The following is a 17,584-nucleotide window of genomic DNA, read 5'->3' as shown; positions in this document are numbered from 1 at the left end:
TACAGATGACAGACTTCAATAAAAGTATTGAAACTTTACAAAACTTAGACGTTAGCAAAATGTACGGCGAAGATTTCTTCTTAACTTGGGAAAAATCTGATGACGAATTACAAGGTGTTTGGGCAGTAGCTGATGCATTACGTGCTCTTAGAGAACGCAATATCTCCACTAAAGTATTTGACAGCGGCCTTGGCATTTCTTTATTCCGTGATAATTCCACAAGAACTCGCTTCTCCTTTGCTTCCGCTTGTAACCTTTTAGGTTTAGAAGTTCAAGACTTAGATGAAGGTAAATCCCAAATTGCTCACGGCGAAACAGTTCGTGAAACAGCTAACATGATCTCCTTCATGGCTGACGTTATCGGTATTCGCGATGACATGTACATTGGTAAAGGTAATGCTTACATGCATGAAGTATCCGATGCAGTTAAAGAAGGTCATGAAGATGGCGTATTAGAACAACGCCCTACACTTGTAAACTTACAATGTGATATCGACCATCCTACACAAATCATGGCTGACGCAGCTCATATCATCAAAGAGTTCGGCGGTGTTGAAAATCTTAAAGGTAAAAAACTTGCTATGACTTGGGCATACTCCCCATCTTATGGTAAACCTTTATCCGTACCTCAAGGTGCTATCGGTTTGTTCACTCGTCTTGGCATGGAAGTTGTATTAGCTCATCCAGAAGGCTATGAAGTAATGCCAGAAGTTGAAGAAATCGCTAAAAAACAAGCTGAGGCTTGTGGAGGCTCCTTCCGTAAAACTAACGACATGAAAGATGCTTTCAAAGATGCTGATATCGTATATCCTAAGAGCTGGGCACCATTCGGCGCTATGGAAAAACGTACTAAATTGTATGGCGATAACGACCATGAAGGCATTAAAGCATTAGAAAAAGTTCTTCTTGAAGAAAATGGTAAACATAAAGATTGGGCTTGTACTGAAGAGATGATGAGTCTCACTAAAGACGGCAAAGCTCTTTACTTACATTGCTTGCCAGCAGATATTACAGGTGTAAGTTGTGAAGAAGGCGAAGTAGACGCAACAGTATTCGATCGCTACCGCGTACCTCTTTACAAAGAAGCAAGCTACAAACCATATGTTATTGCAGCTATGATCTTCTTAAGTAAATTCAAAAATCCTGTAGAAACTTTAAAAGAATTAGAACGGAAGGGAACTGACCGCGTTCAACCGTAAAGTAAAGTTTAGGGGCCATCCGTGTTGATGGCTCCTTTTTATTCTTAATTGTTTGTAATTTGTTATGAGGAATAACATGAGAAAAAGAGTTGTAGTAGCGTTAGGCGGGAATGCGTTAGGTAATTCCCTTCCAGAACAAAAAATTGCTGTAAAAAGCACAGCAAAAACTATCGTTGACTTAGTTGAAGCTGATTGCGATGTAGTTGTAACTCATGGCAATGGCCCTCAAATTGGTATGATCAACAATGCGATGGCTGCATTGACACGTGAAGTAGAAAGCCAACCAAATACACCATTGTCCGTATGTGTGGCTATGAGCCAAGCATATATCGGGTATGATTTACAAAATGCCCTTCACGAAGAGTTGTTAAATCGTGGTATTGAACATTTGCCAACCATGACAATGGTTACGCAAGTACTTGTTGATAAAAATGATCCAGCTTTCAAAAATCCTACAAAACCAATCGGTCACTTTATGACTAAGGAAGAAGCTGAATACGCAGAAAAGAACTATGATTACGTTGTAAAAGAAGATTCTGGTCGTGGCTATCGTCGTGTGGTAGCATCTCCTGCACCTAAAGAAATCATCGAGTTAGAAGCTATTAAAGGTTTAGTTGGTAAACAATTGATTGTTGCTTGTGGTGGCGGTGGTATCCCTGTAACTAGAGAAGGTAATGAACTTCATGGTGCAGCAGCCGTTATCGACAAAGACTGGACTAGTAGCTTATTGGCACAACAAATTGATGCAGATGTGCTCGTTATCTTAACTGCTGTTGAAAAAGTTGCTATTAACTTTGGCACCGAAAAAGAACAATGGTTAGACGAAATCTCTGTTGAAAAAGCTAAAGAGTATATCGCTGCAGGCGAATTTGGCGAAGGTTCTATGAAACCTAAAGTAGAAGCAGCTGTTGCATTTGCTGAATCTCAAAAAGGCCGTGTTGCGATTATCACATTATTAGAAAAATCTAAAGATGGTATAGCAGGAAAAACAGGTACACGTATCGTATTATAATAATATATAGATTTATAAGTATGCATTTCAACGTTTTGTTGAGGAGGTGCCCACATGATTATTTTAGGGAAAGGTACTGTTATTACTCGCGACGCTGATAGACCTATCATTTATGATGGTGCTGTTGCTATCGACGGGACTCAAATTGTTGATATTGGTACATATGATGAATTATGTAAAACTTATGCAAATGCAGAAATCATTGACGCTCATGGCGGCTTGATTATGCCTGGTTTTATCAATGCACATCATCATATTTACTCCGCTCTTGCACGAGGCTTATCGTTACCAGGTCCAGCACCGACTAACTTCGGTGAAATCTTGGAAAGACTTTGGTTCTACTTAGATAATAAATTGACAGCTCCTGATGTAAAAGCAAGCGCATTACTTACGTATTTAGGCTGTATCGAAAATGGTGTAACTACTATTTTTGACCACCATGCTTCTTATGGTGAAGTTCATAACAGCTTATCTGTTATTGCTGATGTAGCCAAACAGTTCGGCGTTCGTTCTTGTTTATGCTACGAAGTATCTGACCGCAACGGCGTAGATCAAATGAAAGCTGCTGTTGCAGAAAACGTACGCTTTGGTAAAGAAGCAAAACAAGATCCATCAAGACTTGCTGCTATGATGGGCTTACATGCATCCTTTACGCTAAGCCCTGAAACATTAGATTATGTTAAAGCTCACAATGAAGATAAATTAGGTTATCATGTTCATGTTGCAGAAGGCCCTGAAGATGTGGCAGATAGTAAAGAAAAATATGGCATGACACCTGTTAGACGCCTTGTAGAGTCTGGCATTTTAGGTCCTAAGAGTATTGCAGGTCACTGCGTACACGTAACAGACCAAGATGTAGAATTATTGAAAGAATCTCAAGCTAAGGTTGTACACAACCCAGAAAGTAACATGGGTAATGCATTAGGCACAACAGATATCTTGAAACTATTAGGTGCAGGTATCACAGTTGGTCTAGGTACAGATGGTTACACAAATGACATGCTCGAATCTTACAAAGTAGCAAACTGCCTTGTAAAACATGAGCAACATAAACCATATGTAGGCTGGGGTGAAGTTCCTCATATGCTATTTGAAAACAACCGCAAAATGGCGAATGAATTCTTCGATACTACAGTTGGCATCCTTAAAAAAGGTGCCGCAGCTGACGTAATCGTTCTTGATTACGCAGCACCAACGCCACTTGATGAAAATAACATCAATGGTCACTTATTATTCGGTGCTAATGGTATGTATGTGGTGACAACTATTAGTGATGGTGTACCACGTATGATCGATCGTAAGTTACAAGGCATCGACAAAGCTGAAGTAATGAACGAAGTTTTAGCAACATCTAAAGGTTTATGGAAACGACTAAACCCATAACGCAAGCGCTTTAAAGGAGTGTGACATTATGAGTGACATTATGTATCCGGTAAGTTTCGGAAATTTGATGAACCACATTATGACTGAGTACAAGATGTACAATCGTATTTACAATGTAAATAAAATTCATCGTACTAATCATGAACAACGCTTATCTATCTTTGGTAAATCCATTGAAAACCCTGTAGGTCCTGCAGCTGGCCCTAATACACAGTTGGCACAAAACATTGTGGCATCTTATGTAGCTGGTGCTCGTTGCATCGAATTAAAAACTGTACAAATTATGTACGGTGAAGAATTAGGTATTCCTAGACCTTGTATCTACTCTGTAGACGAAACATACAACGTAGAATGGTCTTCCGAATATAGCTGTGATGAAGCTGCTGATGAATACATCAAAGCTTGGTTCGCATTAAAATTAATCTCTAAAGAATTAGGCTTAGGCGATCCAGATGGCTTCTTATTCATCATGAGTGTTGGTTACAACTTAGCTGGTATTAAGAGCCCAATGGTTGATAAATTTATCAACACAATGCGCAGTGCATCTCAATCTCCTATGTGGGATGAATGTAAACAATGGTGTCTTGACCATGTAAATGAATTTGAACATATCGATGCTGATTTCATCAACTCCATTAGCGATGAACTTTGCCAAGCAATCACATTGTCCACAATGCACGGTTGCCCAGCTGAAGAAATCGAATCCATTTGTTCTTACCTCATCAGTGAAAAAGGCCTTCACTTATACTTGAAATGCAACCCTACATTGTTAGGTCCAAAACGCATTAGAGAGTTATTAGATAATGCTGGCTTTGAATACATTGACTTTGAAGATCATCAATTCGAAGTTGACCTTCAATTCGATAAAGCTGTTCCAATGTTAGAACGTCTTATCGCTCTTGGTGAAAAACACAACAAAATCTTTGGCGTTAAATTGACAAATACATTCCCTGTACAAATTCATAACAATGAATTGCCAGGTGAGCAAATGTACATGTCTGGTAAATCCTTGTTACCTGTAACAATTGGTGTAGCTGAGCTTCTCAGTGCTCAATTCGGTGAACGCTTACCAATGTCTTACAGCGGTGGTGCTGTAAAACAAAATATCAAAGCTATCTTTGATTGTGGTATCTGGCCTGTAACAGTATGTACAATTCTTCTACAAGGCGAAGGTTATAATACTTTCAAAAGCTTGGCAGATGAAGTTGAATCTACTGATTACAATGCTGCATTAAAAGTTCATAAAGAACTTATTGCAGAACTTGCTAAAGACATCGCTGAAAATAAAATATTCAAGAAAAGCGATGCAATGAAGAAAAAACGTGAAGCAATGCCATCCTTCCCTGGTACACGTAGCTCTGACTACCACTGCCGCGTAGTGTGTGGTGCTTGCGTTCGCGTATGTCCTAATAGATGTAATGAAGTCGTTACTGTAAATGATGCTAAATTGATCGTCCATGTAGATCAAAGCTGTAATGAGTGTGGTAACTGTGCATGTCATTGCGTAGAACCTTGTCAACCATACAAGGATCGCATTACATTCTTCCACAATGCTGAAGCTTTAGCAGATAGTACAAATGATGGTTTCTACATCACAGGCACTAGCTGTGGTTACCGCTTCAAAGGTGAAGAAGCCGTATGTGACATTGATGCATTACCTGAAGAATTGAAAGGAGTTGTACATGCCTTCTGTAAAGAGCATGTGTACTATGTATCATGATTATCATACAACAAGGGGAATTGGTCTTAACTGATCGAATCCTTACCGGAGATTTATTAATTGATGGCGACAAAATTGTCGCCATCGATGAACACGTTCCTGTTCCAGAAGGAGCTAAAGTAATTGATGCAAAAGGTTGCTATGTATTCCCAGGATTTATAGATCCTCATACACACTTCCAAATGACTAATGCTTTAGCATCTACTGCGGATGATTTTGATAGTGGCACAAAGGCTGCTATCCTTGGCGGGACTACTTCAATTATCAATTTTGCTTCTCCTGAGGAAGGCTCCCTTTGTAAAGGCTTAGAGGTTCATAAGGAGCGTGCCGCAGGGCATTGCTCCTGTGACTACAAATTCCATATGGAACTTGTAGAAATGAATGATACTGTGGCCGGTGAAATCCCAAAAGTAGTTGAAGCTGGTGTATCATCCTTTAAGGTATATTTAGCTTATGGCTTCCGTTTAACGGACCGTGAGATTTATGACGCTATTGAAGCTATCAAACCAACAGGCGCACTTGTAGGAGCTCACTGTGAAAATGGTGATCTCATCGATGCACTCGTAGCTGATAAGCGTAAGCGCGGTGAATTAGATATAAGTAATCATCCTCTTACGAGACCAGCTATGATTGAATCCGAATCAATTAAACGATTTAGTACAATCGGCGCTTCTCTAGAGTATCCAGTACATGTTGTGCATGTAAGTTCTAAAGAAGGGGTAGAAGAAATCCTTCGAGAACGCGCATTAGGTCATACTGTAACTTGTGAAACCTGTCCACAATATTTGGTACTTGATGAATCACGATATAGCTTGCCTAACTATGAAGGCGCTAAATATGTGATGAGTCCACCTCTTAGAACTAAAGTAGATCAAATGACATTAAAGGAAGCCTTAGTAAATGGAACATTCCAAACTATTGGCTCCGATCACTGTAGCTTCAATTTTGAGGGTCAAAAACTAAAAAGTCGTCATGACTTTACCCGTATTCCAGGCGGCATTCCAGGCGCTGAGGAGCGGGGTATCGTCGCTTATGATGTATTGGTAAACCAATGCAATATGAGTGCCGTAGATTTTATGAAACTAGTTAGTGAAAATCCCGCGAAACTATATGGCATGTATCCTAAGAAGGGGACATTAGCTGTAGGTAGTGATGGGGATATTACAATTGTTGATAAGAGCGTAGAACATGTTCTTTCAAAAGAGTCTGCCCATACAAAGGCTGACTATATACCTTATGAGGGGATATCCGTAACCGGTAAGGTTCGCGATGTAATCCTTAGAGGTCACCATGTGGTACAAGATGGATCCTTAACAGAATCATATCTTGGTGAATGTATTCCTTAATGAAAGGAGGGCTATATATGTACCGCTTTCAAGTGAATGGCACCCAACATGAGGTTCAAGAGGATCAGCGTTTAATTGATTTCTTGCGAGCTGATTTGAAATTAACGGGCACTAAAGAAGGTTGTAGTGCGGGTGCTTGTGGTACGTGTACAGTAATTATAGACGGAAAAAAAGCTAAGGCTTGTGTAAGTAAATTATCCCAATTGGATGGTAAATCAGTTGTAACGATTGAGGGCCTAACTGAGTGGGAAAAAGCAGTATACACCTATGCTTTTGGTGAATGCGGAGCAGTGCAATGTGGCTTCTGTATCCCTGGTATGATTATTAGTGCAAAAGCGTTGATTGACGAAAATAATAATCCTACAGCTGATGATGTTAAAAAAGCTATTTTAGGTAATATTTGTCGTTGTACAGGCTATGTGAAAATCGAAGAAGGCATTATGCTAGCAGCAAAAATGTTCCGTGAGAACTTACCAGTTCCTGAAAAGGATACAACTGGTAATGTAGGTGCTCGTTTACACCGTGTAGACGCGGAGGAAAAAGCACTAGGTACTGGACAATACGCTGATGATATCCATATGGACGGCATGATTTATGCTAAAGCATTGCGCTCTAAATATCCTCGCGCTAGAGTTGATCGCGTTGATGTTTCTAAAGCACTTGCACATCCTAAATGTGTAACGGCTTTAACTGCAAAAGATGTTCCATTCAATAAAACTGGTCACTTAGTGGCAGACTGGGATGTGCTCATTGCAGAAGGCGATATCACTCGTTATGTAGGTGATGCAATTGCACTCGTAGCAACTACAGAGAAAAAATACTTGGACGAAGTTCTTGCTCTCGTTGAAGTTGATTATACAGAGTTAGAGCCTGTAGTAGATCCATTAGAAGCATTGAAACCAGATGCGCCTCAATTACATCCAAATGGAAATGTATTGTCTCGTCAAACATTATCTCGTGGCGATGTAGATAAGGCTATTGCAGAGGCTGCATTTGTTGTTACAAATCACTATTCTACACCTCAAACAGACCATGCGTTCATGGAGCCTGAATGTGCTGTAGCATATCGTGAAGGCGATGTAATTCATTTACATTCCGGTAGTCAAAACGTTTACGATGATCGCCACGAAGTATCTCGTATGCTTGGCATTCCTGAGGAATCCGTAAAAGTTCATAGCATGCTCGTAGGTGGCGGCTTTGGTGGTAAAGAGGACATGAGTGTACAGCATCATGCATCTCTTGTAGCTTGGCTTACAGGTAAACCAACTAAGGTTCTATTCTCTCGTCAAGAAAGTCTTAATATTCACCCTAAGCGCCATGCGATGGAAATGGATATTACTACTGCTTGTGACGCAGAAGGTAACTTGGTAGCAAGTAAGGTAAACATCGTATCTAACTGTGGTGCATATGCATCCTTAGGTGGTCCTGTACTTCAACGTGCAGGTACACACTCTTGTGGTCCTTACAAATTTGATAACTTTGCCTTTGATGGGGTTTGTGTTTACACAAATACTGTTCCTGGTGGTGCGTTCCGCGGGTTCGGCGTAACACAAACTATCTTTGGTCAAGAACAAAATATTGATGAATTAGCTGCATTGGTAGGTATGGATCCTTGGGAATTCCGTTATAAAAACGTTGTTCGCCCTGGTGACTCCTTACCAAATGGCCAAATTTGCTCCGAAGAAACTGCATTAGCAGAATGTTTGGAAGCAGTAAAAGATGCATACTATGCATCTGACCGTACAGGTCTTGCAGTATGTTTGAAAAACAGTGGTATCGGTGTAGGTTTACCTGATACTGGCCGCATTATCTTAGAAGTACGTGACGGTAAAGTTCGCATCCGTACTGGCGCAGCTTGTATCGGTCAAGGTATGGCTACTATGGCTACCCAAGTTCTTTGTGAAACAACTGGTTTGACAGCTGACAAAGTATTTGTAGAACGCCCTGATACAGTACGTACACCAGACTCTGGTACAACTACTGCATCTCGTCAAACAGTATTCACTGGTGAAGCAACTCGCAAAGCAAGTCTTCGCTTGAAAGAAATGTTAGAAACTAAGACATTAGAAGAACTGAATGGCGTAGAAATTTATGAAGAGTTCCTTGGTGAAACAGATCCATTCAACTCTGATAAACCACATCCAAAAAACCACGTTGCCTATGGTTACGGTGCTTGTGTAGCAACAATTGGTGAAGATAATAAAATTGCTGATTTACATGTAGCATACGACGTAGGTCGCGTAGTTAACCCACAATCTTGTGCTGGTCAAGCTGAAGGCGGCGCTATCATGGGTATGGGCTTTGCTGTAACAGAAGACTTCCCTTATAAAGATGGCTATGTAACAGCTAAATATGGTACTCTAGGTCTTCTTAGAGCGACACAATGTCCACCAATTCATGTAAATTTGATTGAAAAGGGGACACCAGAACAATATGCATACGGCGCTAAAGGTATTGGTGAAATTTCCAGTATTCCAATTGCACCAGCTATTGCAAATGCGTATCGTCGTATTGACGGAGAACCACGTAGATCTTTGCCAATTCAACATACCGGTTATAAAAAATAGAATATTTGCTTAATGGGTAGGGGCCTTAGGCCCCTAGCTATCAAGGTTCTCACGTGAAGTCGATGAGATTTCTCTAAACTCTATCATGTACGATAGTATGACTATATTATTTTACTAGTAACTAAAACGTAAGATATGAGGTGATTCTTATGAGTAAAGCTATATCTGGCGTCGACCATGTAGATGGTATGCTGCCAATCCCGCAATTGTTTGCTTATGGCTTACAGCACGTACTAGCTATGTACGCAGGTGCAGTAGCGGTACCAATCATCATCGCACAAGCGATGAACTTACCTATTGAAGACTTAATTCGTTTGATTACGGCCGACTTGTTCACATGTGGTGTTGCTACATTGATTCAAACATTAGGCTTTGGTCCTATCGGTGGTCGTATTCCTCTTATTCAAGGTGTAACATTTGCTTCTGTAGGTCCAATGATTATGATTGGTCAGCAGCATGATATTACAACTATCTACGGTGCGATTATCGTAGCCGGTCTCTTTACATTCCTTGTGGCTCCATTCTTTAGTCGTTTAATTCGTCTATTCCCACCTGTAGTAACAGGCACTATCATTACTATTATTGGTATCAACTTGATGCCAGTAGCAGTTAAATGGATGGGCGGCGGTGCAGGCAGTCCACACTTTGGGGATCTGCTTAACATTGCTCTTGGTGTAGCTACATTTATTATTGTTATTATAACCTATCGATTTGGTAAAGGATTTATTGGTAATCTAGCAATCTTAGTAGGTCTTATCCTTGGTACAGCCCTTGCTATGCTTTGTGGTGTTACTGACTTCTCCGAAGTAGGTCGTTCTCAATGGGTATCCATTGTAACACCGTTCTATTTTGGTCTTCCAACCTTTGACTTTGCTTCTATGATTTCTATGATTATTGTAATGCTCGTAGTTATGGTTGAAACAACTGGTGACAGTATCGCAGTAGGCGAAATCGTTGATAAACCTATCGGTCAAAAAGAGTTGGCTGCAGTACTTCGTGCTGATGGCTTATCTACTTTAATCGGTGGTATTCTTAACAGCTTCCCTTACACAGCGTTCGCTCAAAACGTTGGTCTTATCGCTGTAACACGTGTTAAGAGCCGCTTCGTTGTAGCAGCATCTGGTGTTATTCTTATTTTATTAGGTCTTTTCCCTAAATTAGCTGCTATCGTAGCTTGTATCCCAAATGCCGTTTTAGGCGGTGCAGGTATCGCAATGTTTGGTATGATTATTGCCAGCGGTATCCGTTCCCTTGGTAAAGTTAGCTTTGATGGTAACTACAACTTGATGTTAGTAGCAATCAGTATTGGTGTATCCATGATTCCTCTAGCTGCGCCTAACTTCTACGCTCATTTCCCAGATTGGGCTCAAATTCTTTTGAAATCTGGTATCACAGCTGGTAGTATCATTGCCGTTCTTCTAAACGTTGTATTCAACGGCTTTGGTTACAAAACTGTTAACGAACCTAATCGTGCAACACGTAAATACCGTCACTTCACACGATTCAAAGGCTACCCTAAACATTTCTATCAATAATATATAGTTAAACGAGTTTATTCTCATACGATTACATGTATTGTATTTCACAATAGAAACCTTGTTTGTATAGGTAAAACATCTATATACATGTTTTCGATTTTAAAAGGGCTCACTCTGGATTTAGAGTGAGTCCTTTTTTGTATGGAATCGTGTACTACTTTGGTATATAATTAAATAATATTATTGCAAAGGAGAAGCATTATGAAAGACGAGCGATTTATAGTTACGTATCGAATAGAAGCAAGTTCATATGAAGAAGCAAAAGCCATTGCTTGGGCTGTTCAAGTAGAACAAACCATAGAATTCCCTTATGAGTTTGTTACTGACCCATATATCAAAGAGACCGTCACTGGTCGATTAGAATCTCTTGAGCCTATAGAGCAAGGTTCTGCATATGCCAATGTTGGCATTATGCCAAATGCTGTAATCGATGTATCTCGTTACTATGTAGCTCGTATTTCGTATCTTGTAGATACTACAGCTTTAGAAGCGACACAATTTTTGAATGTTGTCTTTGGAAACTCGTCCTTACAACCTCATATCTGGGTGGTAGATGTAGAATTATGTCAAACTCTTTATGATGTGTTTAACGGACCTCAGTTTGGTTTGCAAGGTATTCGTGAATTAGTACATACAACGGCACGACCTATGATTCAAGCTGTTGTAAAACCTATGGGAACACCTAATGAAGAGTTAGCTCGTATGTGTGGTGCTTATACACGCGGTGGGGCAGATGTGATTAAGGATGACCACGGCATCTCCAATCAGTCTTTTTCTCAATATAAAGATCGAGTAAAACGATGTGCTGCTATGGTGCAGGAAATGAATGCTGCTCATGGTACACATACTTTATATGCAGCCAATGTATCTGGAGATGGTACAGATGTAATTGAGCGTGCTTATTTTGCTAAAGAGGCTGGTGCTACGGCCCTCATGGTGGCGTCAGGTCTTGTAGGTTTTGGGTGGCTTCATAAATTGGCTACCGATAAGAAACTAGGTCTGCCAATTATTCATCATCCAGCTTACTCTGGTGGCTTTGTGAGCCCTGGTACGTCTGGTGTGGCAGATTATCTACAACTAGGCTTGTTACCTCGTATCTTTGGAGCCGATATGCCTATCTTTGTTTCTTATGGTGGACGTTTTACTTTCACAGAGGAGCAATGCAAGAGAATTTCGAATTATATTAAACAACCCATGGCATTGATGAAAGCCGCTTGCCCAGCTCCAGGTGGTGGTGTAACCGATGCTCGTCTTAATGAACTAGTTAAGTTATATGGCAATGATACAATGTTCCTCGTTGGAGGCGATATGTTCCGTAGAGGTCCAGATATCGAATCTAATATGGCTTATTTTGTAGAGCGTTTGTCTGACTTATCTGAAAGCAAGTAATGATAGTTTACGGTTATATAACTTAATACAATAGTTATATCGAATAAGTAAGTCACTGACTTTCACAAGAATATGTAAAGAATTATGATTAAGTATATGGAGTGTTTTGATGAGTGAATCCTCACCGTTGGAGGTCCATGTCATTGCTAGTGGTAGCAAGGGCAATTGTACAGTAATAAAAAAAGGAAACTCCGTCATATTGCACGATGTAGGCATTAGTTGTCGACGAATCGTCAATGGTTTAAAAGAATTACATATCGATATGGCACAGGTAGAGGGTATATTTATCAGTCATGAACATAGTGATCATATAGCTGGGCTACAGCAACTGTTGAAACGTTTTGATATTCCTGTGTATACAAAGCAAGGAACGTGGCGTGAGATTCAAAATAAGTTAATCGTACCAAAGAATCAATTAATTGAACTGACGAAAGGTAGTTTAACATTGGGAAATCTCATTGTGGAACCCTTTGCAGTGAGTCATGATGCGGCAGACCCTATTGGAATCAATGTTTTTGCAGGAAAAGATAAGGCTACTATCGTTACCGATACAGGTGTGATTTCCGATAGTATCTTGCACCGCATGGATGATACGACCTTGTTAGTGCTAGAAGCTAATTATGACCCTCATATGCTGCGCTTTGGTCCATATCAACCGTTTTTGAAACAACGGGTCGCTAGTGATGAAGGTCATCTAAGTAATGAGATGGCCGCACAAGCGTTGCTCATGATGAATCGACCTGACTTTATGCAAGTTATTTTGGCCCACCGTTCTGAGAATAATAATAACGCGGTCCTTGTTACCCAAACGATTGGAAAAATGCTTGTTGATGGTGGTGTTCGCATTGGACCTGAAATGAAATTGCAACATGGACAACCTAATGAAATTGTATCTATGAAATCCGTAAAGAGGTAAAATATGAGATTTTATGTAGTTTGTATTGGCAAGCTAAAAGATGCTTATTTGCGTGATGGCGTTGCGGAGTTTGTAAAACGAATGCGACCATACGGGGGCATTACGATTACAGAACTAAATGAAAGTAAAATTGGAGATAAACCAAGTGATGCGGATCGTAAGCAAGTAGTAGATGATGAGGGGGAACGATTACTAAAAGTAGTTCCTAAAAATGCCTATACGGTTTTACTTGATGTGTACGGTAAAACGATGTCTTCTGAAGATTTAGCTAAGACTGTAGCAAAGCTAGAGGTTGATGGCGTTAGCGATATGGCTTTTATCATTGGCGGAGCTTTTGGTGTTAGTGAAGCATTGCGCCAGTCGGTAAATTTTAAATTATCCTTTAGCCCTATGACCTTTACTCACCAAATGGTGCGATTACTATTGGTGGAGCAAATCTATCGAGCGTCAAAAATTAATCGAAATGAACCATATCATTGGTGAGTTTAATAGTTTATTAATTTAATTCTAGTAGTTTAGTGAATAATAGTTACTATAACTTATACACTAGGGATAGACTTATAAATTATTTATATAATCAGTTCACAAAAAAAGGAGTTTTATTATGCTATGTCGAATAGTATAATAAGGCCATATATATTTGGTGAGGAGGAATTCACTATGAAAATTCAAGAAGTAATGAATAAATACCCTGTTACTGTTGGTAAAGATGCACCAATTTCTGATGTAGCTGATTTATTAGTTAAGTACAATTTAACTGCTGTATCCGTAGTGGATGACAATAATAAATTATTAGGTATTATTTCTGAAGGTGATTTACTTTATAAAAAAGTGCGCCCTCATGTACCTCATTACGTAAATGTTTTAGGCGCTAGTATTTATTACAATGGCATTGGCGAATACAATGCAAAGTTCAAAAAATTGTTGGCATCTCATGTTCATGAGTTAATGACTGATGAAGTAATTACGACTACACCAGATAAAGAGGTAGAAGAAATTGTATCTGTTATGTTAGACCAACATTTGAAAAATGTTCCTGTTGTAGATAAAGATTACCATTTGGTTGGCATCTTATCTCGTCGAGACATCATCAAATTGATCGCTAAAGATAACTAATTAGCATAATTATGTAAAACGTATAAAGACCACCCGTTTTGGGGTGGTCTTTTAGTGTAAATTGAGAAGAATTGCATTGACCTTGCATTTATGTTATTATTAGGAGTGCATAATATACTACAGAAATTTGGGCGTATTGCCCTTTGAGGAGGACATATTTTAAATGAAAGCAACTGTAAATCCTGTTGATCAACACGTAGTAACGTTAACTATTGAAGTACCTGCAGCTGAAGTAGATAAAGGCATTAAACAAGCTGTAAAACGCATTGCAGGTCAAGTAAACATCCCTGGCTTCCGTAAAGGCCATGCACCTCGCCGTATTTTGGAAATGAACTTCGGCAAAGAAGCTATCATGGAAGAAGCATTCGAAGTATTGGCTAGCCAAAACTACACTGCTGCTCTTCGTGAAAATGATATCGTTCCTGTATCTGATCCAGAAATCGAACGCGAACAATTCGAAGAAGGTAAAGATTTAATCTTTAAAGCTACTGTAACTAAACGCCCTGAAGTTAAACTTGGCGATTACAAAGGCTTAGAAGCTGAAAAACAAGACGCTACAGTAACTGATGAACAAATCGAAGAACAATTGAACAACATTCGTGAACAACAAGCGAAAATGGTTGTTGCTGAAGAAGGCGCTACAATTCAAAAAGACGACTTTGCAGTAATCGACTTCGCTGGTTCCGTTGACGGTAAACCATTCGATGGTGGTGAAGGTAAATCCTACCCATTACAAATCGGTTCCGGTAGCTTCATTCCTGGCTTTGAAGATCAATTGATCGGTGCTAAAGCTGGCGATGATGTAACTGTAAAAGTAACATTCCCTGAAGACTACTTCGTAGCAGAACTTGCTGGTAAAGAAGCAGAATTCAAAACTCACATCCATGACATTAAACGTAAAGAATTGCCTGAATTGAACGACGAGTTCGCAAAAGAAGCAAGCTCTTACGAAACTATTGAAGAATTGAAAAAAGATCTTCGCGCTAAAATGGAAGAAGAAGCTTCCCGCCGCGCAATCGATACTTACAATGCTGATTTGATTCAAACAGCTGTTAAAAACGCAACTGTTGAAATTCCAGAAGTAATGATTGAAGATCGTGTAGAACAAATGATTCAAGAATTGGCTATGAACATGGAAGGTCGTGGCTTGAAACTTGATGATTACTTAAAATTCTCCAATAAAACTATCGAAGATTTACGTTCTGAATACAAAGATTCCGCAGCTGAAAACGTACGCGCTGATTTAGTATTAGATGCTATCGCAACTGCTGAAGGTATCGAAGTAACTCCTGACGACATGAACCGTGAAATCTTCATTATGGCTCAAAACTTTGGGGCAGATCCTAAAGAAGTTTGGGATATTATTGCAAAAGAAGGTCGTGTAGCTATGTTGGCAGGCTCTGTAGCTCGCAAAAAAGCAGCTCGATTCATTATTGATAATGCAAAAGGTGCTGAAGCAGCTGAATAATAGTTTGCTCAACTAGGTACATGAAAAGGTGAATATATGTATGTACCAATCGTAGTTGAACAAAGTGAACGCGGCGAGCGTTCCTATGATATATACTCTCGCTTGTTAAAGGATCGCATTATCTTCCTCGGTGGTCCTATCGATGATAATGTGGCTAATGCGATTATTGCGCAAATGCTATTCCTAGAAGCAGAGGATCCTGACAAGGATATTCATTTGTACATTAATAGCCCCGGCGGTGTTGTAACTGCCGGTATGGCTATTTATGATACGATGCAATATATCAAACCAGATGTGTCTACCATTTGTGTAGGCTCTGCAGCGAGCATGGGTGCTGTGCTTTTAACAGCAGGTACTAAAGGCAAACGTTATGCGTTACCTCATGCACGCGTTATGATTCACCAACCATTAGGTGGTGTACAAGGGCAAGCATCTGAAATTGAAATCCATGCCCGTGAGATTCTTCGCATGCGTGAAGAATTAAATGGTATCTTAGCTTCTCGCAGTGGACAAGATATTGAAGTAGTAGCTCGCGATACAGATCGCGATAACTTCATGAGTGCTCAGGATGCCGTTGAATACGGCTTAATCGATGAGGTGCTCACTAGAGAACCTGTAGAAGGCAAGTAATGGAGGCGCCCCTTGGCAAAAGATAAAGACACTATGCGCTGCAGTTTTTGTGGACGCACAAGCGAAGAAGTCCGCAAATTAGTGGCGGGTCCTAACGTGTATATTTGTGATGAATGCGTTGAAGTATGTGAACGTATCATCGCTGATGAGTTGGGTGCTGTTGAAACGTATGACTTCAACTTAAAAGAATTGCCAACGCCGAGAGATATTAAGGCTCATCTTGACGAATATGTTATTGGTCAAGATGATGCTAAAATCTCTTTAGCTGTGGCTGTATATAATCACTACAAACGCTTACAAACAGATAATGTAGTAGATGATGTAGAATTACAAAAGGCTAATGTATTGTTCATTGGTCCTACTGGTAGTGGTAAAACACTATTGGCTCAAACCTTAGCGAAAATGCTAGAAGTGCCATTTGCTATTGCAGATGCTACAAGCTTAACTGAGGCTGGTTATGTAGGGGAAGACGTAGAAAATATCTTACTCAAAATTATCCAAGCTGCAGATTATGATATAGCTCGGGCTGAGCGCGGCATTATCTATATCGATGAAATTGATAAGATTGCTCGTAAGTCTGAGAATCCTTCCATCACACGTGACGTGTCTGGTGAAGGTGTACAACAAGCATTGCTTAAAATCTTAGAAGGTACCGTTGCTTCTGTTCCACCTCAAGGTGGTAGAAAGCATCCAAATCAAGAAATGCTTCAAATTGACACGACAAATATTCTCTTTATTTGTGGTGGTGCATTTGATGGTATGGACCGGGTTATTACTAAGCGTACCGCCAAGAAAACCCTTGGTTTTGGTGCAGACGTGCAACGTAAAGAAGAACGTAATGTATCGGCTATCTTAAAAGATGTTGTACCTGAAGATTTATTGAAGTTTGGTTTGATTCCTGAGTTCATTGGTCGTTTACCTGTGATGGTAACATTAGACCAATTGGACAGAGATGCATTAATCCAAATTTTGACAAAGCCTAAAAATGCATTAACAAAACAATATGAAAAAATTCTATCCCTTGATGGTGTAGAGTTAACTTTCACTGAAGATGCATTAGAAGAAATCGCTGATGAAGCATTACAGCGAAAAACAGGTGCTCGTGGTTTGCGTGCTATCATTGAAAAGGTGATGAAACGCGTTATGTTCGAAGTTCCTTCCATGCCGGAAGTAACTAAGTGCATCGTGAATCGTGAATCCGTGCTGAGCACAGGTGAACCTATACTCAAAAATGAGGCAGACCAAGACATCCAGTTGAAATCGTAATTCGAAGAAACTCATTTCTGTGTAGGAATGAGTT

Annotated in this window: 14 protein-coding genes; all 14 read left to right on the top strand. The window is 39.8% G+C overall.

Features of this window, described 5'->3' with window-relative positions:
• Window positions 1–5 precede the first annotated feature (5 nt).
• The 14 genes from ygeW to clpX all read left to right on the top strand — a co-directional run bounded on the left by ygeW (window position 6) and on the right by clpX (window position 17,550).
• Window positions 6–1,199 (top strand): knotted carbamoyltransferase YgeW, encoded by a 1,194-nt coding sequence (gene ygeW, locus VRHSUH09_RS09065; RefSeq protein ID WP_009350980.1) that lies wholly within the window; start codon window positions 6–8, stop codon window positions 1,197–1,199.
• Window positions 1,200–1,275: 76 nt separating this feature from the next.
• Window positions 1,276–2,211 (top strand): carbamate kinase, encoded by a 936-nt coding sequence (gene arcC, locus VRHSUH09_RS09060; RefSeq protein WP_054746859.1) that lies wholly within the window; start codon window positions 1,276–1,278, stop codon window positions 2,209–2,211.
• Between the two features lie 54 nt (window positions 2,212–2,265).
• A complete protein-coding gene (gene ssnA, locus VRHSUH09_RS09055) occupies window positions 2,266–3,594 on the top strand; it encodes a putative aminohydrolase SsnA (RefSeq protein WP_105081984.1) in 1,329 nt (442 codons plus the stop codon).
• A 28-nt stretch (window positions 3,595–3,622) separates the two neighbouring features.
• Window positions 3,623–5,314 carry a selenate reductase gene (locus VRHSUH09_RS09050; RefSeq protein WP_105081983.1) on the top strand — a complete coding sequence of 564 codons (1,692 nt, stop codon included), beginning with the start codon at window positions 3,623–3,625 and terminating at the stop codon, window positions 5,312–5,314.
• Window positions 5,311–6,660, top strand: a complete 1,350-nt coding sequence (gene hydA / locus VRHSUH09_RS09045) for a dihydropyrimidinase (protein WP_105081982.1) — start codon at window positions 5,311–5,313, stop codon at window positions 6,658–6,660. Before VRHSUH09_RS09050 ends, hydA begins: the two co-directional genes overlap by 4 nt.
• Before the next feature lie 17 nt (window positions 6,661–6,677).
• A complete protein-coding gene (xdh, locus tag VRHSUH09_RS09040) occupies window positions 6,678–9,227 on the top strand; it encodes a selenium-dependent xanthine dehydrogenase (protein ID WP_105081981.1) in 2,550 nt (849 codons plus the stop codon).
• Window positions 9,228–9,376: 149 nt separating this feature from the next.
• Window positions 9,377–10,762, top strand: a complete 1,386-nt coding sequence (locus VRHSUH09_RS09035; RefSeq protein ID WP_105081980.1) for a nucleobase:cation symporter-2 family protein — start codon at window positions 9,377–9,379, stop codon at window positions 10,760–10,762.
• 204 nt (window positions 10,763–10,966) lie between these two features.
• Window positions 10,967–12,154, top strand: a complete 1,188-nt coding sequence (locus VRHSUH09_RS09030; protein WP_105081979.1) for a RuBisCO large subunit C-terminal-like domain-containing protein — start codon at window positions 10,967–10,969, stop codon at window positions 12,152–12,154.
• A 109-nt stretch (window positions 12,155–12,263) separates the two neighbouring features.
• Window positions 12,264–13,070, top strand: a complete 807-nt coding sequence (locus VRHSUH09_RS09025) for an MBL fold metallo-hydrolase (RefSeq protein WP_054746852.1) — start codon at window positions 12,264–12,266, stop codon at window positions 13,068–13,070.
• Window positions 13,071–13,073: 3 nt separating this feature from the next.
• Window positions 13,074–13,553 carry a 23S rRNA (pseudouridine(1915)-N(3))-methyltransferase RlmH gene (gene rlmH, locus VRHSUH09_RS09020; protein WP_105081978.1) on the top strand — a complete coding sequence of 160 codons (480 nt, stop codon included), beginning with the start codon at window positions 13,074–13,076 and terminating at the stop codon, window positions 13,551–13,553.
• 177 nt (window positions 13,554–13,730) lie between these two features.
• A complete protein-coding gene (locus VRHSUH09_RS09015) occupies window positions 13,731–14,186 on the top strand; it encodes a CBS domain-containing protein (protein WP_054746850.1) in 456 nt (151 codons plus the stop codon).
• A gap of 163 nt (window positions 14,187–14,349) precedes the next feature.
• Window positions 14,350–15,654, top strand: coding sequence for a trigger factor (gene tig, locus VRHSUH09_RS09010; protein WP_105081977.1), 1,305 nt, complete (start codon window positions 14,350–14,352; stop codon window positions 15,652–15,654).
• Between the two features lie 36 nt (window positions 15,655–15,690).
• Window positions 15,691–16,284, top strand: a complete 594-nt coding sequence (clpP, locus tag VRHSUH09_RS09005) for an ATP-dependent Clp endopeptidase proteolytic subunit ClpP (protein WP_105081976.1) — start codon at window positions 15,691–15,693, stop codon at window positions 16,282–16,284.
• Between the two features lie 12 nt (window positions 16,285–16,296).
• The gene (gene clpX / locus VRHSUH09_RS09000) at window positions 16,297–17,550 is read left to right on the top strand and encodes an ATP-dependent protease ATP-binding subunit ClpX (RefSeq protein WP_105081975.1); all 1,254 of its coding nucleotides are present in this window, start codon (window positions 16,297–16,299) and stop codon (window positions 17,548–17,550) included.
• Window positions 17,551–17,584: the final 34 nt, after the last annotated feature.

Source organism: Veillonella rogosae JCM 15642, from assembly GCF_002959775.1.
GTDB classification, from domain to species: Bacteria; Bacillota; Negativicutes; order Veillonellales; family Veillonellaceae; genus Veillonella; species Veillonella rogosae.
The sequence above is the reverse complement of the archived record's forward strand: the minus strand, read 5'-3'. Positions and strand labels throughout refer to the sequence as shown.